We start from the raw sequence: 24,138 nt of genomic DNA, 5'->3' as shown, positions 1-24,138 counted from the left end.
TCGCCAAAGCGGCAAGGAGCCCTCGTGCCCATAGTTGAAATGGAACGTCGCCAGGTGGTGGTGATCGGTGCCGGCCCGTCCGGTGCCATCGCTGCCGCGCTGTTAAAGCGTAAAGGGCATGATGTATTGATTATCGAGCGCCAGCATTTCCCACGCTTTTCGATCGGTGAAAGCCTGCTGTCGCACTGCATCGACTTTATCGAAGAGGCCGGCATGCTCGACGCCGTGCAGGCGGCGGGTTTCCAGGTGAAAACCGGTGCCGCATTCGCCTGGGGCGAGCGCTACAGTGCGTTTGATTTCGGCGATACGTTCAGCCACGGCAAACCGACCACCTTCCAGGTGCAGCGCGGCGAGTTCGACAAGTTGCTGGCCGATCAGGCGGCGCTGCAAGGCGTCGACATCCGTTACGGCGAAACCATCGTCGGCGTGGATTTCAGCGGTGAAACCCACTACCTGCATGTGCGCCGGGAGAACGGCAGCGAGTACCACATCAAAGCCAAGTTCGTGCTCGACGCCAGCGGCTACGGCCGCGTCCTGCCGCGCCTGCTGGACCTGGAAGCGCCGTCGGATTTCCCGTTGCGCCAGGCGGTGTTCAGCCATGTCGAGGACCGCATCGAACACCCAGGCTTCGACCGCACCAAGATCCTCGTGACGACCCACCCGACCCAGCGCGACATCTGGTTCTGGACCATCCCGTTCAGCAACGGCCGCTGCTCCGTGGGCGTAGTGGCGGCCAAGGAACATTTTGCCGGCCGCGACAACGACCTGGATGCGTGCCTGCGCGGGTTCATCGACGAAACCCCAAGCCTCAGCAGCGTGCTGCAGAACGCCGTATGGGACACCCCCGCGCGCACCATCGGCGGCTACTCGGCCAACGTCAAAACCTTGCACGGCCCGGGCTTTGCGCTGCTGGGCAACGCGGCAGAATTCCTCGACCCGGTGTTCTCCTCCGGCGTGACCATCGCCATGCGTTCGGCGAGCATGGCCGCGGGCGTGCTGCATCGTCAGCTCAACGGCGAAACCGTGGACTGGCAGCGCGAGTTTGCCGAGCCGTTGAAGCGCGGCGTCGACACCTTCCGCTGCTACGTCGAAGGCTGGTACGCCGGGACGTTCCAGGATGTTATTTTTCACGCCGGCAGCTCGCCGGAGATTCGCCGGATGATCAGTTCGATCCTCGCCGGCTACGCCTGGGACGAGCGCAACCCGTTTGTCAGCGAGCCCAAGCGGCGGTTGCGGATGTTGTCGGAAATTTGTGCAGGGGATGCCGTGTGAGCAGTCAGTACTTGAGTAAGAACTACGTCGAAGAAACCAAGTTCGGCTTCTGGTTCCTGCGCAGCCACACCTGGCAGCACCATGTGTTGCGCGTGGCGATCAACGACCTGCGCAGCCTGTTCAGCGAACCGCTGCCGGTGGCGCCGGTACTGCTGGACGCCGGCTGCGGCCAGGGCAAATCCTTCAAGCTGTTGCAGCAAGTGTTTGCGCCGTCCCGCCTGATCGGGCTGGATGCCGACCCGCACAGCCTTGAGCTGAGCAAGGCGGAAGCCGCGCACCAAGGGCTGGACGTCGAGCTGATCGGCAGCGACTGCGCCACCCTCGACGTCGCCGACGCCAGCGTCGATATCCTGTTCTGCCACCAGACCTTCCATCATCTGGTTGAGCAGCACCGTGCATTGAAAGAGTTCTACCGGGTACTCAAGCCCGGCGGCTATCTGCTGTTTGCCGAGTCCACCGAAGCCTATATCGACACCTGGGTGATTCGCTGGCTGTTCCGCCACCCCATGCAGGTGCAGAAAAGCGCCGAAGAGTACCTGCAGATGCTGCACGAGCAGGGCTTTGAATTCGGCGCGCAGAACGTCTCCTACCCATACTTGTGGTGGAGCCGGGCCAGCGATTTCGGCCTGCTGGAACGCTGGGGCCTGCGCAAGGCACCGCCGGTGGGCCAGCGCGAAGAAACCCTGGTCAACTGCGTGGCGCGCAAACCCCTGGCGAGCGCGGCGCCATGATGCGTGCGCTGCTGATCGGCTGCCTGTTGCTGCTGAGCGCCTGCGCCAGCCAACCGCCATTGCCGGCAAAAAACCCGGCCCTGGCCTTGCCGATGCAACTGCACGTGCAGCGCCTGGCGGACGGCCAGAGCCAGGACTGGTTGCTGGTGATCCAGCGCGAAGGCAACGCGATCCGCTGGTCGATGATGGACCCGCTGGGCATCCCCCAGGCCCGACAGAAGCTGATCGACGGCCAGTGGCAGGCCGACGGGTTGCTGCCGCCCAATCCCCAGGCGCGCGAGCTGTTCGCCGCGTTGCTGTTTGCACTGACTTCGGCGGATGACCTCCGCGCGCTGTACCCGAACGCCCAAGCGATGGACCTGACGCGCACCCTGCCGGGCCATTGGCAAATCGTCTATCAGTCATCCGAGGTGTTCAGCGTGAACATGCGCGGGCAACCGCTGAGCTATCGCATCACCCCGCTGGGAATGGCGCGATGACCGCGTATCTGAATGCCCTCGGCGTGATCTGCGCTCTCGGGCGCGGCCAGGCCGACGTCAGCCGCAGCCTGTTTGCCGGCGACTGCTCCGGCATGCGCGCCGAAAGCGGTTGGGTGCCGGAGCGGGTATTGCCGGTTGCCGGCGTACCGGGCGCACTGGCGACCATCCCGCCCGAGCTGGGCCAGCAGAGCAGTCGCAATAACCAGTTGCTGCTCGAAGCCGCGTTGCAGATCGACAGCGAGATCTGCCAGGCGATCCAACGCTACGGCGCGGCGCGGGTCGGCATTGTGCTCGGCACCAGCACCTCGGGCATCGACGAAGCCAGTCGCGGCATTGCCCGTTACCTGAGCGATCACCGGTTCCCCGACGACTACGACTACCAGCAACAGGAACTCAGCGCCCCGGCGAACTTCCTCGCCGACTGGCTGCAACTGAGCGGCCCGGCCTATGTGATTTCCACCGCCTGCACCTCCAGTGCCCGCGCGCTGATGAGTGCCCGGCGCCTGCTGGAGCTGGGCCTGTGCGATGCGGTGATCTGCGGCGGCGTCGACAGCCTGTGCAAGCTGACGCTTAACGGCTTTACCGCGCTGGAGGCGGTCTCGAGCGAGCGTTGCAACCCGTTTTCGGTGAACCGCAACGGCATCAACATCGGCGAAGCGGCGGTGTTGTTTTTGATGACTCGCGAGCCCGCCCCCATCGCGCTGCTGGGCAGTGGCGCGAGTTGCGACGCACACCATATTTCCGCGCCGGAGCCCACTGGCAAAGGCGCGTTGCTGGCGATGCGCAAGGCCCTGGCCAGCGCGCGCTTGAAGCCAGAGCAGATCGGCTACCTGAACCTGCACGGCACCGCCACCCAACACAACGACGCCATGGAAAGCCTGGCCGTCGCCAACCTGTTCCCCGACGGCGTGGCCTGTTCATCAACCAAACCGATGAGCGGCCACACCCTGGGCGCAGCCGGCGCACTGGAAGCAGCGTTCTGCTGGCTGAGCCTGGCCCACGGCCGGCTGCCGCCCCACGTATGGGACGGCCAGGCCGACCCGGCGCTGCCCGCCTTGCAGTGGGCACGCCGTGGTGACACCTTGAAAAAACGCTGCCTGATGAGCAACTCGTTTGCCTTCGGCGGCAATAATGTCAGCCTGATTATCGCAGAGGCCCCATGATCGATTGGCCACTCGCCGCACTGCTGCCCCACGCGGGCGACATGATCCTGATCGACCAGGTGCTGTCGTTCGACGAAGAGCAGATTCACACCCGCCTCACCGTCAAGCCCGGTGGCTTGTTCAACCGCCCCGACGGCAGCCTGCCGGCCTGGGTCGGCATCGAGCTGATGGCGCAAAGCGTTGCCGCCTATGCCGGTTGCCGCGCGCGCCAGAACGGCCAGGCGGTGGAACTGGGCTTCCTGTTGGGCACGCGTAAGTTCGAGTGCAACGTGGAGCACTTCCCGGCCGGTGCCGAGTTGACCATCCACGGCCTGCGCTCCCTGGAAGACGACAACGGCATGGGTGTGTTCGAATGCCACCTGACCGGCGACGGTATCCACGCCAGTGCCCGCTTGAACGTATTTCGACCGCCCCTGGCGGCCACCTATTTAGATGAATCGAAGGACGAAACGCCATGACTGAATCCGTACTGGTCACCGGCTCCAGCCGTGGCATCGGCCGCGCCATTGCCCTGCGCCTGGCGCAGGCCGGGCACGACATCGTGTTGCATTGCCGCAGCGGTCGAGCAGAAGCCGACGCGGTGCAGGTCGAGATCGAAGCCCTGGGCCGCAAGGCGCGGGTGCTGCAATTCGACGTTTCCGAGCGGGCCGAGTGCAAGGCAATCCTCGAAGCCGACGTGGAACAACACGGCGCGTATTACGGCGTGGTGCTCAACGCCGGCCTGACCCGCGACGGCGCGTTCCCGGCCTTGTCGGAAGACGACTGGGACGTGGTGATGCGTACCAACCTCGACGGTTTCTACAACGTGCTGCACCCGGTGATGATGCCGATGATCCGTCGTCGCGCGGCCGGGCGTATCGTGTGCATCACCTCGGTGTCCGGGCTGATCGGCAATCGCGGCCAGGTCAACTACAGCGCCTCCAAGGCCGGCCTGATCGGCGCGGCCAAGGCCCTCGCCATCGAGCTGGGCAAGCGCAAGATCACCGTCAACTGCGTCGCACCGGGCCTGATCGACACCGCGATGCTCGATGAAAACGTACCGGTCGAAGAGCTGATGAAAATGATCCCGGCGCAGCGCATGGGCACACCGGAAGAAGTGGCCGGCGCGGTGAATTTCCTGATGTCGGCCGAAGCCGGCTATATCACCCGCCAGGTCTTGGCCGTGAACGGAGGTCTGTGCTGATGAAGCGCGTGGTCGTAACCGGCATGGCCGGCATCACCTCCCTGGGCAGCGACTGGAACACCATCGCCGCCAACTTTCGCGCCAACCGCAGCGGCATCCGGCGCATGGACGAGTGGGACCGTTTCAGCGAATTGAACACGCGCCTGGCCGGGCCGATCGACGACTTCGTCGTGCCCGCGCACTGGACCCGCAAGCAACTGCGCAGCATGGGCCGCGTATCGCGCCTGGCGGTGTGGGCGGCGGAGCAGGCGCTGAAAGACGCCGGCTTGCTCGGTGACGAGTCGATCAAGGACGGGCGCATGGGCGTGGCCTGCGGCTCGTCCACCGGCAGCACCGACGAGATCAAGGCGTTCGGCAACATGCTGCTCAACTCGGTGGCCGAGGGGCTGAACGCCAACTCCTATGTCCGCATGATGCCCCACACTACGGCGGCGAATATCAGCATCTTCTTTGGCCTCACCGGGCGCTTGATTCCCACGTCCAGCGCTTGCACCAGCGGCAGCCAGGGCATCGGCTATGCCTATGAGGCGATCAAGTTCGGACGCCTGCCGCTGATGCTTGCCGGCGGCGCCGAAGAGCTGTGCCCCACCGAAGCCATGGTGTTTGACGCACTCTACGCCACCAGTCTGAAGAACGATGCGCCACAGACCAGCCCGCGCCCCTACGACAGCGGCCGCGACGGCCTGGTGATCGGCGAAGGCGGCGGCATGCTGGTACTCGAAGAACTGGAACACGCCCTGGCCCGTGGCGCGCATATCCACGCCGAAATTGTCGGTTTCGGCAGCAACGCCGACGGCCAGCACACCACGCGCCCGGAACAGAAAACCATGCGCCGCGCCATGGAGCTGGCCCTGGAAGACGCCGGGCTCGAGCCCTCGGTCATCGGCTACGTGAACGGCCATGGCACCGCCACCGACCAGGGCGACATCGCCGAAACCCTGGCCACCAACAGCCTGTTCGGCAGCCGCATGCCCATCAGCTCGCAGAAGAGCTTCCTCGGCCACACCCTGGGCGCGTGCGGGGCGCTGGAGTCGTGGTTCAGCATCGAGATGATGAACCGCGACCAGTACGTACACACCTTCAACCTGGATTCCGTCGACCCGCAGTGCGGCGAGCTGGATTACCTGCAAGGTGAGTTTCGCGAGATGCATCACGACTACGTGATGAACAACAACTTTGCCTTCGGCGGCGTCAACACCTCGTTGATCTTCCGCCGCTGGTCCTGACTTTTTACATCGATTGGAGAAAACGGAATGTCTTCCTTGCTACGCGCCACCCTGATCACCCTGGCCCTGCTGACCGGCGCCGGTTGCACCAGCAAACCGGTGCTCAACACCCAGCACGACTTGCCGGCGGGTGCCCAGGTCAGCGAAGAACAAGTCAAACAGGTGATCGTCACCGCCCTGCAAAAACGCGAGTGGACCGTGCAACGCCTGAGCCCGCAACTGGTGCAGGCCGAGATCACCGTGCGCAATCAGTTCTACGCCGCCATCGACATCCGCTACACCCGCAACAGCTACGCGATCACCTACCGCGACAGCCGCGACCTGGGCTACAAGGACGGCAAGATCCATCGCAACTACAACCGTTGGGTGAGCATGCTGGATCGGGACATCATGGCGGGGTTGCGTTCGGCGGGGATGCAGTAACCCCGGAAACGACAAAGGGCGCCGTTCGGCGCCCTCTTCACAAACCTGTTGGCTTGTCATCGCCGCGTCCTGCCTGGCTCTGCAAGCGCTGGTAAAACACAGCTGAACTCACCGTCCCCCAAGCGCGCTGCGAACCGCCGCCTTACGCGTCAACAACTCCACGAACGCCTGCGCCATCGGCGTTTGCGCGCCCTTGCGCTGCACCAGCCACACCGCCGTCACCGCCTCCTGGTCGAGCAGGGTGCGATAGACCACGCCATCGATGCGGATGCGCTGGTAGGACGCCGGCAGCACCGACACGCCCAACCCCGCCGCGACCAACCCGATGATCGTCATCGCCTCCCCGGCTTCCTGGGCAAAGCGCGGGCTGAAGCCGGCGTCGCGGGCCAGGTTGAGCAGTTGCGCGTAGAGACCGCTGCCGTAGCTGCGCGGGAAAAACACGAACGGCTCCTCGGCCAACTGCGCCAGGTGCAAGCCCCGCTCGCTGCCTTGCACCAAGGGATGATCGGCGTTGAGCACCGCCACCAAAGGTTCGCGCATCAACTCCACCACACTCAGCGAGTCTGGCAACGGCAACGGCCGCATCAAGCCGACCTGGATCGACTCATCCACCAGCGACTCGGCCACCTCGGTGCTGCTCATTTCCTGCAAACTCAGGTGGACCGCCGGGAACGCCTGGCGAAACGCAAAGATCGCCTGGGGGATGCTCGAATTGAACGGCGCCGACGACGTGAAGCCGATCTTCAGTTCGCCCAGCTCACCCAACTGCGCCCGGCGTGCCACATCCGCGGCTTTATCGACTTGCGCCAGCACCAGTCGCGCCTCGTGCAGGAACAAGCGCCCGGCTTCGCTCAGTTCGACCCGACGGTTGGTCCGCTCGAACAAACGCGCGCCCACCTCGTGCTCCAGCGCCTGGATCTGCTGGCTCAGAGGCGGTTGCGAGATGCCCAGCACCTGCGCGGCCCGGCCAAAATGCAGCTCTTCGGCGACGGCAATGAAGTACCGCAGGTGACGTAATTCCATAGCAGCCTCATTAGGTCGTTAAAGCTATCAAACAGGTCGAACAATATATTGGAAAGAATCATTAGGCAGCTATATTCTTTTTTGCATTGCCGGTCCTGGCAGGCTTTTCCTCCCCGAGGTCTCCGTGAAATCTGCTGTCGCTCCATTCGCTCAAGAAGTCCCGCCGATTGCCCTGGATAAGAGGGTGGAGCCGCTCACTGACACGTACATCGAAAAAGGCACACCGATGTTCATGCGGACCGTGCTGGCGCTGTTCTGCGGCGGCTTCGCGACGTTTGCCCTGCTGTATTGCGTGCAGCCGATGATGCCGGCGTTGTCCCACGAATTTTCCATCAACGCGGCGCAAAGCAGCCTGGTGCTGTCGGTGTCCACGGCGATGCTCGCCCTGGGCCTGCTGATCACCGGGCCGATTTCCGACACCCTGGGGCGCAAGCCGGTGATGGTCGCCGCGTTGTTCTGTGCCGCCCTGTCCACCATCGCCAGCGGCCTGATGCCGAGTTGGGAAGGGATTCTGCTGATGCGCGCGCTGCTGGGGCTGTCGCTGAGTGGTCTGGCCGCCGTGGCGATGACCTACCTGAGCGAAGAGATCCACCCGCAGCACATCGGCCTGGCCATGGGCCTGTACATCGGCGGTAACGCCATCGGCGGCATGAGCGGGCGCCTGATCATCGGCGTATTGATCGATTTTGTCAGTTGGCACACCGCCGTGCTGATCATCGGCGCCCTGGCCCTGATCGCCGCGACGGTGTTCTGGAAAATCCTCCCCGAATCGCGCAACTTCCGCGCCAGCAGCCTCAAGCCGCGCAGCCTGGTGGACGGCTTCGTCATGCACTTCAAGGACGCGGGCCTGCCGTGGTTGTTCCTCGAAGCCTTCCTGCTGATGGGCGCGTTTGTGACAATGTTCAACTACATCGGCTATCGCCTGCTGGCCGACCCGTATGACCTGAGCCAGGCCGTGGTCGGCCTGCTGTCGCTGGTGTACCTCTCGGGCATCTACAGCTCGGCGAAAATCGGCGCGCTGGCCGACCGCCTCGGCCGCCGCCGTGTGCTGTGGGCCACCATCGTGTCGATGCTTGGCGGCATCGGCCTGACCCTGTTCACTCCGCTGTGGCTGGTGATACCCGGCATGCTGGTGTTCACCTTCGGCTTCTTCGGCGCGCACTCGGTGGCCAGCAGCTGGATCGGCCGTCGCGCGGTGAAAGCCAAGGGGCAAGCGTCGTCGCTGTACCTGTTCTGCTACTACGCGGGGTCAAGCGTCGCCGGCACCACGGGGGGGTTCTTCTGGCATTTGGCCGGGTGGAACGGGATTGGCGGGTTTATCGTCGCGCTGTTGCTCGGCGCGTTGCTGGTGGCGTTGAAGTTGGCGAAATTGCCGCCGCTGGCCTCGGCTTGAGGCGCAGCGCCCTAGAACGACATCCGCACCATCACCCGCTTGCCCCGGCGCTCGTGCATAACCACGGCACCGATGTGCATCACCAGCATCAGCAACAAGGCCACGCAGGACAGCACATGCACGCGGGAGTACCAGACGATGCTGGCCGGGTCACTGTGAAACGGTGCGAAGGAGACCAGGTTAAAGAGGTTGATCGGGCGATCCATCATCAGTACCCCTGTTGCCAGCACCATTGCCAACACCACATACATGGCCTTATGCACCCATAGCGCCAGGTATTCCCGTGGTGAACGCCTGACGGAAAAATCCAGGCCGTGGGTAAAGGAGCAATAAACCCGCACGACAAACACCGGGATGTACAGGGTGGTCAATGACACATTGAAAAAAAACACCCACGCTTTGACCGAGGCCGGCACGGCGAATATCGCCACGACAGAACCTGACAATAGCGCCCACACGATGATGACGGCCGAAACCCAATGCAGCAGTTTCTGGCACGTTGAATAGTCAGCGGTATTCATCCAGCGATCACCTGACAACGGACGCCAATCACTGGCGAGTGGAAAAGTTGGGCAGGATTTTTTCTTGGGCGGACAACGGCAGCCGTAGGAGAAGTCCTAAAGACCACAGACTACCAAGGCAGGACTTAACAAGAGCTGAAGCGCAACGAGCCCCCGCCTGCCGGGCAGACGGGGGCTCGATTCAGGCGGGGACGCTGGTTACTCGTGATACTGCGCCGACAACTCATGCACCGCGCGCAAGAACGCGCCGGCATGTTCCGGGTTCACTTCCGGCGTAATGCCGTGACCCAGGTTGAACACATGCCCGCTGCCCTTGCCGTAGCTGGCCAGGATGCGCCCGACTTCAGTGCAGATGGCTTCTGGCTTGGCGTACAGCACAGTCGGGTCCATGTTGCCTTGCAGCGCAACCTGGTTGCCGACGCGACGGCGGGCGTCGCCGATGTCGCAGGTCCAGTCCAGGCCCAGGGCATCCGCGCCGGCATCGGCGATGCTTTCCAGCCATAGGCCGCCGCCCTTGGTGAACAGGATCACCGGCACTTTACGGCCTTCGTGTTCGCGGATCAGGCCGCTGACGATCTTGCGCATGTAGGCCAGGGAGAACTCCTGGTACGCCGCCGCCGACAGGTTGCCGCCCCAGGTGTCGAAGATCTGCACCGCTTGCGCGCCGGCCATGATCTGGCCGTTGAGGTACGAGGTGACCGACTGCGCCAGCTTGTCCAGCAGCAGGTGCATGGCCTGCGGGTTGTCGTAGAGCATGGCCTTGGTCTTGCGGAAGTCTTTCGACGAGCCGCCTTCGACCATGTAGGTGGCCAGGGTCCAGGGGCTGCCGGAGAAACCGATCAGCGGCACGCGGCCATTGAGCTCGCGGCGGATGGTGCTGACGGCGTCCATCACGTAACCGAGGTCTTTGTGCGGGTCCGGGATCGGCAGCGCTTCAATGTCGGCCAGGGTGCTGATGACTTTCTTGAAACGCGGGCCTTCGCCGGTCTCGAAGTACAGGCCTTGGCCCATGGCGTCAGGAATGGTGAGGATATCGGAGAAGAGGATGGCCGCATCCAGCTCCGGGTAGCGGTCCAACGGCTGCAGGGTGACTTCGCAGGCGAACTCCGGGTTCATGCACAGGCTCATGAAGTCGCCGGCCTGGGCGCGGCTGGCGCGGTATTCCGGCAGGTAGCGACCGGCTTGACGCATCATCCACACAGGGGTGACGTCTACGGGCTGCTTGAGCAGGGCACGAAGGAAACGGTCGTTCTTGAGGGCAGTCATGTCGGCATCCGCAAAAAAAGTACGGGCATTTTCTCAGAGCGCGACGCAAAAGGCACGGGATGAGCCGTGCCTTTTATCTATCGGGTTGATTTACGACAATCTCTTGGGCACATCAAAACCAAATGTGGGAGGGGGCTTGCCCCCGATTGCAGTGTGTCAGTCTCTGTATCTTTAACTGGACTACCGCTATCGGGGGCAAGCCCCCTCCCACATTTTGGCCACATTTCAAAGATGAAATGGGTCAGACCTGCAGGTAGTCCAGGATACCTTCGGCGGCGTTGCGGCCTTCGAAGATCGCCGTCACTACCAGGTCAGAGCCGCGCACCATGTCGCCACCGGCGAAGATCTTCGGGTTGCTGGTCTGGTGCTTGTACTGGCCTTGTTCCGGGGCGACGACGCGGCCCTGGCTGTCGGTCTGGATCTGGAACTGCTCGAACCACGGCGCCGGGCTTGGGCGGAAGCCGAAGGCGATGACCACGGCGTCGGCCGGGATGATCTCTTCGGAACCCGGGATCGGCTCAGGGCTGCGACGGCCACGGGCGTCCGGTTCGCCGAGACGGGTCTCGACCACCTTCACGCCTTCGACGCGGTCTTCACCGACAATCGCGATCGGCTGGCGGTTGTAGAGGAATTTCACGCCTTCTTCCTTGGCGTTCTTCACCTCTTTGCGCGAGCCTGGCATGTTCGCTTCGTCACGACGATACGCACAGGTCACCGACTTGGCGCCCTGGCGGATCGAGGTGCGGTTGCAGTCCATCGCGGTGTCGCCACCGCCCAGCACCACGACCTTCTTGCCTTTCATGTCGATGAAGTCTTCCGGCGACTTTTCAAAGCCCAGGTTGCGGTTGACGTTGGCGATCAGGAAGTCGAGCGCGTCGTACACGCCCGGCAGGTCCTCGCCGGCAAAGCCGCCCTTCATGTAGGTGTAGGTGCCCATGCCCATGAACACCGCATCGTATTCGGCGAGCAGTTGTTCCATGGTCACGTCTTTGCCGACTTCGGTGTTCAGGCGGAACTCGATGCCCATGCCAGTGAACACTTCACGACGATTGCTCAGCACGGTTTTTTCCAGCTTGAACTCGGGGATGCCGAAGGTCAGCAGGCCGCCGATTTCCGGGTTCTTGTCGAACACCACCGGGGTCACGCCGCCACGCACCAGCACGTCGGCACAGCCCAGGCCCGCCGGGCCCGCGCCGATGATCGCGACGCGCTTGCCGTTCGGCTTGACCTTGGACATGTCCGGGCGCCAGCCCATGGCGAAGGCGGTGTCGGTGATGTACTTCTCCACCGAACCGATGGTCACCGCGCCAAAACCGTCGTTGAGGGTGCAGGCACCCTCGCACAGACGGTCCTGCGGGCACACCCGGCCGCAGACTTCCGGCAGGGTGTTGGTCTGGTGCGACAGCTCGGCGGCGGCGAGGATGTTGCCCTCGGCCACCAGTTTCAGCCAGTTGGGAATGAAGTTGTGTACCGGACACTTCCATTCGCAATACGGGTTACCGCACCCCAGGCAGCGGTGGGCCTGGTCGGCCGACTGCTGGGGTTTGAAGGGTTCGTAGATTTCCACGAACTCTTTCTTGCGTTGACGCAACAGTTTCTTCTTCGGATCTTTGCGCCCGACATCGATGAACTGGAAGTCGTTATTCAGACGTTCAGCCATGTTAAAACCTCATCAAACTCTTCAGGCGCATATCACTGCGGGTTGGCACGGATGCTGGAAAGCAACGATTTCAGGTTGGCAGCCTTGGGCTTGACCAGCCAGAAACGACGCAGGAAATCATCAAGGTTCTCGGCGAGGTTACGACCCCATTCGCTGCCGGTTTCCTCGACGTACTCGTCCAGCACGTGCTGCAAGTGGTTACGGTGGGATTCCATCGCTTCGCCGCTGATCCGCTGGATCTCGACCAACTCGTGGTTGACCCGGTCGACGAAGGTGTTGTCCTGGTCGAGCACGTAGGCGAAACCGCCGGTCATGCCCGAACCGAAGTTGTAACCGGTCTTGCCCAGTACCGCGACAAAGCCCCCGGTCATGTACTCGCAGCAGTGATCGCCAGTGCCTTCCACCACGGTGTGGGCACCGGAGTTACGCACGGCGAAACGCTCACCGGCGGTACCCGCGGCGAACAGCTTGCCGCCGGTGGCGCCGTACAAGCAGGTGTTGCCGATGATGGCACTGTCCTGGGTCTTGTAGACGCTGCCTTTAGGCGGAACGATCACCAGCTTGCCGCCGGTCATGCCCTTGCCCACGTAGTCGTTGGCGTCACCTTCCAGGTACATGTGCAGGCCGCCGGCGTTCCACACGCCGAAGCTCTGGCCCGCGGTGCCCGTGAAGCGGAAGGTGATCGGCGCCTTGGCCATGCCTTGGTTGCCGTGCTTGCGCGCGATTTCGCCGGAGATGCGTGCGCCGATGGAGCGGTCGCAGTTGCAAATGTCCAGGCTGAATTCGCCGCCGCTGGCGTCGTTGATCGACGAAGCGGCCATCTCGACCATCTTCTCGGCCAGCAGGCCTTTGTCGAACGGTGGGTTGCGGTCCACCTGGCAGAATTGTGGCTTGTCTGCCGGGATATGATCGCTGCCCAACAGCGGCGTCAGGTCCAGGTGTTGTTGCTTGGCGGTCTGGCCTTCGAGGATGTCCAGCAGATCGGTGCGGCCGATCAGCTCTTCGAGGGAGCGCACGCCCAGCTTGGCCAGCCACTCACGGGTTTCTTCGGCGACGTAGGTGAAGAAATTCACCACCATGTCGACGGTGCCGATGTAGTGATCCTTGCGCAGCTTCTCGTTCTGAGTGGCGACGCCGGTGGCGCAGTTGTTCAGGTGGCAGATGCGCAGGTATTTGCAGCCCAGGGCGATCATCGGCGCGGTGCCGAAGCCGAAGCTTTCGGCGCCGAGGATCGCGGCCTTGATCACGTCGAGGCCGGTTTTCAGGCCGCCGTCGGTTTGCACCCGGACCTTGCCGCGCAGGTCGTTGCCGCGCAAGGTCTGATGCGTCTCGGCCAGGCCCAGCTCCCACGGTGCGCCAGCGTACTTGATCGAGGTCAGCGGCGAAGCGCCGGTGCCGCCGTCGTAGCCGGAGATGGTGATCAGGTCGGCATAGGCCTTGGCCACACCGGCGGCGATGGTGCCCACGCCGGCTTCGGCGACCAGTTTCACCGAGACCAGGGCCTGCGGGTTGACTTGTTTGAGGTCGAAAATCAGCTGCGACAAGTCTTCGATCGAGTAGATGTCGTGGTGCGGCGGCGGCGAAATCAGGGTCACGCCCGGCACCGCATAACGCAGCTTGGCGATCAGACCATTGACCTTGCCGCCTGGCAGCTGGCCGCCTTCACCGGGCTTGGCGCCCTGGGCGACTTTGATCTGCAGCACTTCGGCGTTGACCAGGTATTCCGGGGTTACACCGAAACGGCCAGTCGCCACTTGCTTGATTTTCGAGCTCTTGATGGTGCCATAGCGCGCCGGGTCTTCGCCGCCTTCGCCGGAGTTGGAACGCGCACCCAGGCGGTTCATGGCTTCGGCCAGGGCTTCGTGCGCCTCGGGCGACAAGGCGCCCAGGGAAATACCGGCGGAGTCGAAGCGCTTGAGGACCGATTCGAGCGGTTCGATTTCGCTGAGGGCCAGCGGCGTATCCAGGGTTTTCACCTTGAACAGGTCGCGGATCATCGACACCGGACGGTTATCCACCAGCGCGGTGTATTCCTTGAACTTGGCGTAGTCGCCCTGCTGCACGGCAGCTTGCAGGGTGCTGACCACGTCCGGGTTGTAGGCGTGATACTCGCCACCGTGTACGAACTTGAGCAGGCCGCCTTGCTGGATCGGCTTGCGCGCACTCCAGGCTTCGGCCGCCAGGGCTTTCTGCTCGGCTTCGATGTCGACGAAACGCGCACCCTTGATGCGGCTCGGTACGCCACGGAAGCTCAGCTCGCAGACTTCTTCCGACAGGCCAATGGCCTCGAACAACTGCGCGCCACGGTAGGAAGTGACGGTGGAGATGCCCATCTTCGACAGGATCTTCAGCAGGCCCTTGGTGATGCCTTTACGGTAGTTCTTGAACACCTCGTAGAGGTCGCCCAGCACTTCACCGGTACGGATCAGGTCACCGAGCACTTCGTAGGCGAGGAACGGGTACACCGCCGAAGCGCCGAAACCGATCAGCACCGCGAAGTGGTGCGGGTCGCGGGCGGTGGCAGTTTCCACGAGGATGTTGGAGTCGCAGCGCAGGCCTTTTTCGGTCAGGCGGTGATGGACCGCGCCGGTGGCCAGGGAGGCGTGGATCGGCAGCTTGCCCGGTGCGATGTGACGGTCAGTCAGCACGATCTGGGTACGCCCGGCGCGCACGGCTTCTTCGGCCTGGTCCGCGACATTGCGCACCGCGGCTTCAAGGCCGAGGCTCTCGTCGTAGTTCAGGTCGATGATCTGGCGGTCGAAGCCCGGACGCTCCAGGGTCATCAGCGAACGCCACTTGGCCGGGGAAATGACCGGCGAGCTGAGGATCACACGGGAGGCGTGCTCAGGCGATTCCTGGAAGATGTTGCGCTCGGCGCCGAGACACACTTCCAGGGACATCACGATGGCTTCACGCAGCGGGTCGATCGGTGGGTTGGTCACCTGGGCGAACTGCTGGCGGAAATAGTCGTATGGCGTGCGAACGCGCTGGGACAGCACGGCCATCGGCGTGTCGTCGCCCATCGAGCCGACCGCCTCGTAGCCTTGCTCGCCGAGCGGACGCAGCACCTGGTCGCGCTCTTCGAACGTGACCTGGTACATCTTCATGTACTGCTTGAGCTGGTCGATGTCGTAGAACGCCGAACCGTGGTCGTTGTCTTCCATGGTCGCCTGGATGCGCAGGGCATTCTTGCGCAGCCATTGCTTGTACGGGTGACGGGACTTCAAGCGGTTGTCGATCGCATCGGTGTCGAGGATCTGCCCGGTTTCGGTGTCCACGGCGAGGATCTGGCCAGGGCCGACGCGGCCTTTGGCGATCACATCTTCCGGCTGGTAGTTCCACACGCCGATTTCCGACGCGAGGGTGATGAAACCGTTGGTGGTGGTGACCCAACGCGCCGGGCGCAGACCGTTACGGTCGAGCAGGCACACCGCGTAGCGGCCGTCGGTCATGACCACGCCGGCCGGGCCGTCCCACGGTTCCATGTGCATCGAGTTGTACTCATAGAACGCCCGCAGATCGGGGTCCATGGTCTCGACGTTCTGCCACGCAGGCGGAATGATCATCCGCACGCCACGGAACAGGTCGATGCCGCCGGTGACCATCAGTTCGAGCATGTTGTCCATGCTGGAGGAGTCGGAGCCGACGCGGTTGACCAGCGGGCCGAGCTCTTCCAGGTCCATCAAATCGTTGGCGAACTTGGTGCGACGGGCCACGGCCCAGTTGCGGTTGCCGGTGATGGTGTTGATCTCGCCGTTGTGGGCGAGGAAGCGGAATGGCTGGGCCAGCGGCCATTTCGGCAGGGTGTTGGTGGAAAAGCGCTGGTGGAACACGCAGATCGCGGTTTGCAGGCGCTCATCGCTCAGGTCCGGATAGAAGGCGGTCAAGTCCGCCGGCATCATCAGGCCTTTATAAATGATGGTCTTGTGCGAAAAGCTGCAGATGTAGTGGTCGGTGTCGGCGGCATTCGACACGGACGAGCGACGACGCGAGGTGAACAGCTTGATCGCCATGTCCTGGTCGCTCAGGCCGTCGCCCGCGATGAACACTTGTTCGATCTGCGGCAGGCGCTCCAGGGCCAGGCGGCCGAGCACGCTGGTGTCGATCGGCACTTTGCGCCAGCCGACGAGTTGCAGGCCGGCCGCGAGGATTTCGCGGTTCATGTTCTCGCGAGCGGCTTCGGCTTTGACCGGGTCCTGGTTGAAAAACACCATGCCCACGGCGTACTGCTTGGGCAGCTCGACCGCGAAATGCTGTTTGGCGATGGCGCGCAGGAACAAGTCGGGCTTTTGAATGAGCAAGCCACAACCGTCACCGGTCTTGCCGTCGGCGTTGATCCCACCGCGGTGGGTCATGCAGGTCAGGGCCTCGATGGCCGTTTGCAAAAGGGTATGACTGGGCTCGCCCTGCATATGGGCAATCAGGCCGAAACCGCAGTTATCCTTGAATTCATCGGGTTGGTACAGACCTGCTTTCATAGACACTTTCTCACCAGGCTGCCTCTTATATCGAGGCAAATTTCTTTTCAATTCAACCAGTTACCTTCCACGCCGAACGTTCGCCGGCTTTGCAGGGGCAAAAGGGAGGTCATTGTACACACCGACACAGACGCTCACAAATTTAGCGACGAGATGTCGCAAATCTATGTCGCATTTATGAAAGGTTTAAAGCGATATGCTGTGCTAGTCAAAACTTTTTTAATTTTGACCGCTACGACTCAAAAGCCACTGTGACGCAGACACCACAATGCGCGCGGCCTTGAGGGCTGCACGCACTTGCGGTTTTTTTTGAGGTGCCGGGAGGGCGGCCTGGGTAAGGCCGCCGAATCTTCAGCGAGTTGCTGCCAGTTCTTGTTGAACGCTGGCAACAGTGCGAGGCCAAGGTTTACCAGCCTGAACCTTCGCTGGCAAGGCTTTGATAGCGGTATCGGCGGCGGCACGGCTGGAGAAGCTGCCGTAAGTGATCACGTAAAGCGGCTTGCCGTTGAGCACCTTCTTGAAATAACGGTACTCGCCGCCCTGCTCTTTGACGAAGGCTTGAGCATTGGCTTCAGAGCTGGTGCCGAGGATCTGCACCACGAAGTTACCGCTGGGCTGGCTGGTGTACCAGCTGCTGCCGGTGGCGCCGGCCTTGGCGACAGTCACCGGTTTTTCCGCCGGTTTGGCGGCCGGAGCTGGCTTGGCGACAGGCGCTGGCGCGACCGGCTTGGCGACGGGCGCCGGTTTGGCGGCCGCGACCGTAGGCGCAGGTACAGGCACAGGCGTTGGTTTTGCCGCCGGTTGACCGGCAGGCACGCCCGCTGGCGGCGCGGTGGTAGTCACGGTCGGCGGTGTGCTGCTGGAGCCTTCCACTGGCACGCCGTCGTCGCCTTCGGAGATACCGCCGGCCGCTTCGGCGAGCGGGCCGCGCATGACAGGCTGACCGACCATCGGCAGGTTGGTCGGTTGGCCGGAGTTGGCGAACTCGACATTCGGCGTGGGTTTACCCAGTGGTAACTGCGCCTGTTCGGTTGGCGCGCCGGCAGGCGTCGGTGCCTTGCTGCGACCCGGGATCAACCAGGCGGCGGCGACAGCGACCACGACAACGGCGGAAATAGCCAATACGTGCTTTTTAGGCATAGTGAACCCCATCTTTGGACGCTTGACCGCAGAGCGGCTGGCAATCATGGCTTCAATCATCGCATCGCGGGCAACCTGGTTGATGGTGCCAGGCCAGCCGTCGGAGCTTTCGTGAATATCAGAGATCTGCTGAGCGGAGAAAAGTTCGATGCCCTGCCCGGCGCCTTCGAGGCGTTGTGCCAGATATTCGCGGGTTTCTTCCTCTTCATACGGCTGCAATTCGATGACGTGGAACAGCTCCTGCTCGCCGCTGATCTGCTCCAGAGCGGCTATCAGGGACGATTCACCGAACAGGAACACATGCGGACGACCTTCCGGCGTACCCGCTGCCAGCGCCAGCAGCGCTTCGAGGGCCGACTCGTCAAGCTGCTCGGCGTCGTCCACCAGCAGGTAGACTTCCTGGCCGGTCAGGCCCAGTTGCACCACTTGCTTGAGAATCGCATTCGGCTCGGCGCTGGCAACGTCCAGGGCCTGGGCCACCTGACGCAGCACGCCCGCAGCATCGCCGGCGCCACGCGCCGACACCACTACGCTTTGCACCGATTGCTTGTTAGTGCTGGCGACCAGCGCCTGGCGCAGCAGGGTCTTGCCGCTGCCCAGCGGGCCGGTGACGACCAGCAACAGCTGGCTGTAGCGCGCGAGGTGATGCAACTGCCCGAGCACCGACTTGCGCTGCGCAGGGAAGAATTTGAAACCAGGCACCCGTGGAGCGAAGGGGTCGTGGCTTAACTGGTAATGGCCGAGGAACGCCTCGTCGGCATGCAAACTAGTCATCGGGCTCTTATTAACCTTTAAGCTGGGCCAGGGCGCGGTAATCCGCTCCCAGCGTGGCCTGTAGAATCTCTTTCGGATAATCGTCGGTCACCACCGCTTCGCCCATGCGGCGCAGCAGCACCAGTCGCAGTCGACCGTCGATCACTTTCTTGTCTATCGCCATATGTTCGAGGAAATCCGCCTCGCTCATTTCCTCGGGCGGGATCACCGGCAACCCGGCGCGCTGGAACAGGCGGATGCCCCGATCCCGCTCCTGGGCGCTGATCCAGCCCAGGCGTTGCGACATCTCCAATGCCATCACTGTGCCAGCCGCTACGGCTTCCCCATGCAACCACACACCATAGCCCATGTGCGTTTCGATCGCATGGCCGAAGGTGTGGCCCAGGTTCAAGGTGGCCCGTACACCGGACTCCCGTTCGTCGGCATTCACCACCAGCGCCTTGGCCGCACAGGAACGGGAGATCGCTTCGGTCAGCGCCACCTGGTCCAGCGCGCGCAGGGCGTCGACATGTTCTTCCAGCCAGGTCAGGAACGGCTCGTCGCAGATCAGCCCGTACTTGATGACTTCCGCCAGGCCCGCCGACAGCTCGCGCGGGGGCAAGGTGTTGAGGGTCGCGGTGTCGATCAGCACAGCCTGGGGCTGGTAGAACGCGCCCACCATGTTTTTGCCCAGCGGATGGTTGATGCCAGTCTTGCCACCCACCGACGAATCGACCTGGGACAGCAAGGTGGTCGGCACCTGGATGAAATCCACGCCGCGCTGGTAACAGGCGGCCGCAAAACCGGCCATGTCACCAATCACGCCGCCACCGAGGGCGACCACGGTGGTGCGCCGGTCATGGCGTGCGGTCAGCAGGCCATCGAAGATCAGTTGCAGGGTTTCCCAGTTCTTGTGGGCTTCGCCGTCGGGCAGCACCACGGAGATCACCGAGTACGCCGCCAGGCTGCGGCTCAGACGCTCAAGATACAGCGGCGCGACCGTTTCGTTGGAGATGATCGCCACTTGCCGCCCGGCAATATGCGGTGCGAGCAACTCGGGCTGGTCGAGCAGACCTTCGCCAATATGGATCGGGTAGCTGCGCTCGCCTAGATCGACCTTAAGTGTCTGCATGTGTCCCCGCGTTGAAGATGTATTAACGACCGGCAACGTCGTGATCCGACGTCGCCTGATGGCTCTACGCCACACCCCACAGGGTGATGACGCGCCGCCGAGAATAGCGCATTTCGGGCCTGGCTTTAACGGGGTGGCAGCCGTTGCAGGCGCTCGAGAATGTCGAGCACCACCATCCGAGGTGGCCGCTCATCGGTTTCCACCACCAGATCGGCGATTTCCCGATACAGCGGATCGCGCAGCGCCAGCAGATCCCGCAGGGTCTTTGCCGGGTCGGCGGTGCGCAGCAGTGGGCGATTGCGATCACGCGCGGTGCGCCCCACCTGCTGCTCGACCGACGCATGCAGATAGACCACCCGACCACCGGCATGCAATGCCCGGCGGTTCTCCTCGCGCATCACGGCACCGCCGCCGGTCGCCAGGACCACGCCATCGCAAGCGCACAGCTCGGCAATCATCGCCTGCTCACGGTCACGAAAGCCCAGTTCGCCTTCCTTATCGAAGATCCACGGGATATTGGCACCCGAGCGCACTTCAATTTCCTTATCGGAGTCTTTGAATGGCAGGCGCAGCTCTTTGGCCAGCAAACGGCCGATGGTGCTTTTTCCAGCACCCATCGGTCCTACAAGAATCAAATTTCGCACAGAATCAACGACTCACAGCAATCGCCTGGTTATTCATAATACGCGGAGTCAGGAATACCAGCAGCTCGGATTTTTTTTCTGCCAGCACATCGCGCCGGAAAAGGCGGCCAAGATACGGCACATCGCCCAAAAATGGCACTTTATCTAGCACTTTGCTTTGGGTATTGGAGAAAACTCCGCCGATGACGATGGTCTCGCCGTCCCTGACCAGCACCTTGGCGTTGACCTCGTTTTTCTTGATCGGCGGTACGTCGTTGAGCTTGTTCAGGTAATCCGGCTCATCCTTGGTGACTTTGACCTCCATGATCACGCGGTCGTCGGGGGTGATTTGCGGGGTGACTTCCAGGGACAGCGAAGCCTCCTTGAACGACACCGAGGTGGCGCCGCTGGAGCTGGATTCCTGATAGGGAATCTCGGTGCCCTTGAGGATGCGCGCGGTCTCCTTGTCGGACGTGACCACCTTGGGCTGCGAGACAATCTCGCCGTTGCCGGTTTTTTCCATCGCGGTCAGTTCCAGGTCCAGCAGCAGGTTGTCGGTGATAAACGCGACACCCAGGCCAGAAGTGTTGGTGAGCGCCCCCAAGTCGACAAAGGGCGAGCCGGACGGGTTTTCCACAGGCTCGGTGCCTGGCTCCGGAGGTTTCTCGACACCGCCGGCGCCCCAGTTGCCGCGATTGATCCGCCCTCCCCAGCGCACGCCCAGGCTTTTGTCGTAGTCGACATTGGCCTCGACAATCCGCGCCTCGATCATCACCTGGCGCACCGGAATATCCAACTGCGCCACGATGCGTCGCAGCTCTTCCAGGCGTTCGCCGGTCTGGTAGGCAATGATGTTATTGGTGCGGTCATCCACCGCCACCGAGCCGCGTTCGTCGGTGGCGCCTTCCAGGCCGGTCACCGATTGGAACAACTTGGCCAGGTCCGCAGCCTTGGCGTAATTGACCTGCAACAGTTCGCGCCGCAATGGCGCCAGTTCAGCCATCTGCTTGCGCGACTCCAGCGTCAGCAGCTCGCGCGCGGCCAACTCGTCGGCGGGCGCCACCAACAGCACCCCGGCCTTTACCCGCTGGTCCAGCCCCTTGCTTTGCAACACCAGTTCCAGCGCCTGATCCCAAGGCACGTCCTTGAGCCGCAGGGTGATCGAACCTTGCACATCGTCACTGGCGACCAGATTCAGGCCCGCCACATCGGCAATCTGCTGCAACACGGCGCGCAGTTCGATGTTCTGGAAGTTGAGGTTCAGCTTGTCGCCAGTATAGGTACCTGATGCCGCACCGCCGGGAGGCGGCAGCTGGATCAGATCCACACGATTGGGCACAGCAGCAGCCATCGGTGCCGTGAACGCTATCCATAGCGCCACACCGAAGGACGAGAAAGTCCTTTTCATTGTTTGATTCCGTTATGAGTTGACGTTCAGCACGAGGGTCCGCGGGCGTTCCAGCCACGCGCCCTGTTCATCGGGAAACAATTCGAGCAATTCCACATGGCCCTCATCAATAGCCGTGACCCGACCGTGGTCCGGCCCCAAGTAATCGCCGACCGCCAGCCTGTGGACGCTGGCGGCGGCACGCAGCAGGGCGAAGGTCTGCGCGCCTCGGGACAGCGTGCCGACCATTTCGAACTGGTCGACGGCGATACCTTCCAGGGCGCCGCGGGCACGCCCGAGGTCCGGTGCGAGCGCGGGCCGGCCAGGTACGTGACCGACCTGCAAGGCACGCGGCTGGAACGGATCACGCAAGGCCAGCGCGTCATAGACAAAGCGCGGCCCCGGCTCGACGGCCGGGGCCGACTGACCACCCGACGACGGATTGCGATAGGTCTTGGCCACCAATTCCAGGCGCAACCCTGCCGCATCAGCCCGAAGCGCCACATCATGCACCGTGACGATGCGCGGCAAGCCGCCCAAAGCGCTCACAAACATCGCCAGGTCGTGATAAGCCCCGGTGACGCCCAGGCGTAACGGCTGCTCGATATAGAGCGGCCGGGGCTGTTCATCCAACACCACGATAGCGTCGACGAGCACCCCATTGGCCGCCCCCAGGCGAGCGATATCTTCGAGCAATGCGGGCACCTCGGATGCACTGGGCAACTGCTGCATCAGCCCGGCAAAACGCGCCTGCATCGCCTGAAACCGCTGGCTGCGCGCCTCCAGGCTGGCGGCAAGGCCAGCCTTCTGGGCCACCTGTCGCTGCAAGACGACGCCCTGCGCCTCAACCGTCTGCAACCGTTGCCGCGAGGGGCTCAGGTACGTCCCATCGCCCACCCACAGCACCAGGCCAGCGAGCGCGCAGCCGAGCACGACCTTGGCGGGCAAGGGCCATTTCGCAGCGTTGTGGGTGAAAGCGGAAAAGTCGAGCCTGGGCAGGCTCACGGTTGAGCCTCGGCGGACTCTCCCTGGCGCACCATCAATTGAAATTCGTTGCCGCCCTGGCCATCTTCCATCCGCACATGTTGCAGCCGAGTGGCATGGGCGCCTTCGGAGGCTTGCAGGCGGCGCATCAGTTGGGCGATGTCCTGGCTGGAATCGGCGCTGCCACGGATGCTGACCGTATCGCCCTTCGCCACGACCTCGTGCAAATGCACGCCGTCTGGCATCGCGCGGGCCAACTGATCCAAGAGCTGGGCACCGGCCGAGCGGGCTTCGTTCAAGTCCTGCACGACCTTCATGCGCTCCGCCAATTGCTGGCTTTGTTCCTGCAGGTCATCGATGGTCTTGATGCGCGAGTCGAGGACGGCAGCGTCCTTGTCCAGGTGGCTATTGCGCGTCACTTGTCGATCGATCGCCCGGTCGATCACCTGATCGGCCAACCACACGGTTGCGAACGCCACGCAGACAAACGCCAGCAGCAGCCCCAGAAAGAATTTGCGCCGCCGTTCCGCCAGCGCCTGGCGCCAGGGCAAAAGGTTGATTAGTGTCTTCAAGCGAAACTCCTCAGGGCCAACCCGCAAGCAATTCCCATCCCGCGGGCATCCGCGGCCCATTGTGCGCCATCGACTCGATGGCCCGGCGTGAAGCTGGCGAAATCCTGACTGCAAGCGCGTGCGAATGCAAATGCTTCCACATCCACCACCTTCGGCACCAGCCCAGCCAGGGTCAAAACCGCGACCCGAGCCTCTACCTGGGCCTTATGGCACGCCGCGAGCAATACATCAACCCGTGCCAGGTTCTGGGCCGATGGCCCGCGAACCTGGAAATCCAGGGCCATCTCATCCAGCGGATAAGGGATGTACTGGTCGGCCTCCATCTGGATCATCCAGGTCATTTCTTCCTCACTGAGCCCCGCGTCCAACTCGATCACCCGGGTAATCACCGAAGCTCCCGCCACAGCCACGGCCGCTCGGCGGGCCGAGGTGCGCGAGCGGGCCAATGCCTGGGACAACGTCTGCCCCACGCCGTCGAGGTCGAGCACGCTGCTGTCGACCACCGCCTGGGGCGGTAGCGCCTGCGTGGCGTAGCTTTGCACGTTGTAGCCGGTGGGCGAGCGGCCGAGCTCGATCAACCGGATGCCGGTGTCCTGGATGTCGACACCCAGGACGGTATCGACTTTTCGCCTGAAAAATCCCTTTTCCATAAAACTCCCTAAAACTTTCCCTGTCATACCGCCTGATTGGCGCGTGGCAGCGTGCATTCGGTCGCCTTGTTTGCGAGGC

Annotated in this window: 20 protein-coding genes and 1 pseudogene; 9 read left to right on the top strand and 12 right to left on the bottom strand. The window is 62.9% G+C overall.

The features are described 5' to 3' along the window. The first annotated feature begins 24 nt into the window (after window positions 1–24). From MOQ67_RS03275 to MOQ67_RS03240, 8 genes are read left to right on the top strand one after another with little or no spacing between them, the layout of a single operon-like run. Window positions 25–1,272 carry an NAD(P)/FAD-dependent oxidoreductase gene (locus MOQ67_RS03275; RefSeq protein ID WP_026140390.1) on the top strand — a complete coding sequence of 416 codons (1,248 nt, stop codon included), beginning with the start codon at window positions 25–27 and terminating at the stop codon, window positions 1,270–1,272. Next, entirely contained in the window at window positions 1,269–2,003 is a 735-nt protein-coding gene (locus MOQ67_RS03270) for a class I SAM-dependent methyltransferase (protein ID WP_017849843.1), read from the top strand. Before MOQ67_RS03275 ends, MOQ67_RS03270 begins: the two co-directional genes overlap by 4 nt. Continuing rightward, window positions 2,000–2,482, top strand: coding sequence for a hypothetical protein (locus tag MOQ67_RS03265; RefSeq protein ID WP_046490803.1), 483 nt, complete (start codon window positions 2,000–2,002; stop codon window positions 2,480–2,482). Before MOQ67_RS03270 ends, MOQ67_RS03265 begins: the two co-directional genes overlap by 4 nt. Beyond that, window positions 2,479–3,645 carry a beta-ketoacyl-[acyl-carrier-protein] synthase family protein gene (locus tag MOQ67_RS03260; RefSeq protein WP_198718320.1) on the top strand — a complete coding sequence of 389 codons (1,167 nt, stop codon included), beginning with the start codon at window positions 2,479–2,481 and terminating at the stop codon, window positions 3,643–3,645. The genes MOQ67_RS03265 and MOQ67_RS03260 overlap by 4 nt, the downstream gene beginning before the upstream one ends. Then, on the top strand, window positions 3,642–4,103 hold the full coding sequence (locus MOQ67_RS03255) for an ApeP family dehydratase (RefSeq protein WP_198718319.1): 462 nt from the start codon (window positions 3,642–3,644) through the stop codon (window positions 4,101–4,103). The genes MOQ67_RS03260 and MOQ67_RS03255 overlap by 4 nt, the downstream gene beginning before the upstream one ends. Then, window positions 4,100–4,828: a 3-oxoacyl-ACP reductase FabG gene (gene fabG / locus MOQ67_RS03250; RefSeq protein ID WP_057003639.1), complete on the top strand. Its 729-nt coding sequence runs from the start codon at window positions 4,100–4,102 to the stop codon at window positions 4,826–4,828. Before MOQ67_RS03255 ends, fabG begins: the two co-directional genes overlap by 4 nt. After that, complete coding sequence (locus tag MOQ67_RS03245) at window positions 4,828–6,054, top strand: beta-ketoacyl-ACP synthase (RefSeq protein WP_046384962.1); 1,227 nt, start codon at window positions 4,828–4,830, stop codon at window positions 6,052–6,054. The genes fabG and MOQ67_RS03245 overlap by 1 nt, the downstream gene beginning before the upstream one ends. 27 nt (window positions 6,055–6,081) lie before the next feature. After that, a complete protein-coding gene (locus MOQ67_RS03240; protein ID WP_017849849.1) occupies window positions 6,082–6,477 on the top strand; it encodes a hypothetical protein in 396 nt (131 codons plus the stop codon). A gap of 108 nt (window positions 6,478–6,585) precedes the next feature. Here MOQ67_RS03240 and MOQ67_RS03235 read toward each other — a convergent pair whose 3' ends face one another. Then, window positions 6,586–7,500, bottom strand: a complete 915-nt coding sequence (locus tag MOQ67_RS03235; RefSeq protein ID WP_017849850.1) for a LysR family transcriptional regulator — start codon at window positions 7,498–7,500, stop codon at window positions 6,586–6,588. Window positions 7,501–7,624: 124 nt separating this feature from the next. On the opposite strand from MOQ67_RS03235, the gene MOQ67_RS03230 reads away from it, so the two are divergent. Beyond that, window positions 7,625–8,893 (top strand): MFS transporter, encoded by a 1,269-nt coding sequence (locus MOQ67_RS03230; RefSeq protein ID WP_104904080.1) that lies wholly within the window; start codon window positions 7,625–7,627, stop codon window positions 8,891–8,893. Window positions 8,894–8,904: 11 nt separating this feature from the next. Here MOQ67_RS03230 and MOQ67_RS03225 read toward each other — a convergent pair whose 3' ends face one another. The 11 genes and pseudogenes from MOQ67_RS03225 to pilM form a co-directional block, all read right to left on the bottom strand. Then, on the bottom strand, window positions 8,905–9,414 hold the full coding sequence (locus MOQ67_RS03225; RefSeq protein ID WP_017849852.1) for a cytochrome b/b6 domain-containing protein: 510 nt from the start codon (window positions 9,412–9,414) through the stop codon (window positions 8,905–8,907). A gap of 198 nt (window positions 9,415–9,612) precedes the next feature. Continuing rightward, window positions 9,613–10,680: a uroporphyrinogen decarboxylase gene (hemE, locus tag MOQ67_RS03220; protein ID WP_017849853.1), complete on the bottom strand. Its 1,068-nt coding sequence runs from the start codon at window positions 10,678–10,680 to the stop codon at window positions 9,613–9,615. Window positions 10,681–10,921: 241 nt separating this feature from the next. Next, on the bottom strand, window positions 10,922–12,340 hold the full coding sequence (locus tag MOQ67_RS03215) for an FAD-dependent oxidoreductase (RefSeq protein WP_017849854.1): 1,419 nt from the start codon (window positions 12,338–12,340) through the stop codon (window positions 10,922–10,924). Between the two features lie 32 nt (window positions 12,341–12,372). Beyond that, window positions 12,373–16,818 carry a glutamate synthase large subunit gene (gltB, locus tag MOQ67_RS03210; protein ID WP_046384965.1) on the bottom strand — a complete coding sequence of 1,482 codons (4,446 nt, stop codon included), beginning with the start codon at window positions 16,816–16,818 and terminating at the stop codon, window positions 12,373–12,375. Window positions 16,819–17,169: 351 nt separating this feature from the next. Next, window positions 17,170–18,732, bottom strand: a complete 1,563-nt coding sequence (locus MOQ67_RS03205; protein ID WP_198718318.1) for an SPOR domain-containing protein — start codon at window positions 18,730–18,732, stop codon at window positions 17,170–17,172. Between the two features lie 10 nt (window positions 18,733–18,742). Continuing rightward, entirely contained in the window at window positions 18,743–19,843 is a 1,101-nt protein-coding gene (aroB, locus tag MOQ67_RS03200) for a 3-dehydroquinate synthase (protein WP_017849857.1), read from the bottom strand. 125 nt (window positions 19,844–19,968) lie between these two features. Continuing rightward, window positions 19,969–20,487, bottom strand: a complete 519-nt coding sequence (gene aroK, locus MOQ67_RS03195) for a shikimate kinase AroK (RefSeq protein ID WP_026140392.1) — start codon at window positions 20,485–20,487, stop codon at window positions 19,969–19,971. A 4-nt stretch (window positions 20,488–20,491) separates the two neighbouring features. Continuing rightward, window positions 20,492–21,745, bottom strand: a pseudogene (locus MOQ67_RS03190) (type IV pilus secretin PilQ); the annotation flags it as partial. Window positions 21,746–21,886: 141 nt separating this feature from the next. Beyond that, the gene (locus MOQ67_RS03185) at window positions 21,887–22,858 is read right to left on the bottom strand and encodes a pilus assembly protein PilP (protein ID WP_198718317.1); all 972 of its coding nucleotides are present in this window, start codon (window positions 22,856–22,858) and stop codon (window positions 21,887–21,889) included. Continuing rightward, window positions 22,855–23,409, bottom strand: a complete 555-nt coding sequence (locus MOQ67_RS03180; protein ID WP_046490823.1) for a PilN domain-containing protein — start codon at window positions 23,407–23,409, stop codon at window positions 22,855–22,857. Before MOQ67_RS03180 ends, MOQ67_RS03185 begins: the two co-directional genes overlap by 4 nt. Further along, on the bottom strand, window positions 23,406–24,059 hold the full coding sequence (gene pilM / locus MOQ67_RS03175; RefSeq protein ID WP_026140393.1) for a type IV pilus assembly protein PilM: 654 nt from the start codon (window positions 24,057–24,059) through the stop codon (window positions 23,406–23,408). The genes MOQ67_RS03180 and pilM overlap by 4 nt, the downstream gene beginning before the upstream one ends. Window positions 24,060–24,138 lie beyond the last annotated feature (79 nt).

The organism is Pseudomonas sp. LY-1, from assembly GCF_053502595.1.
Note: the sequence above shows the minus strand (reverse complement) of the source record. Positions and strands in the feature narration are given on the sequence as shown.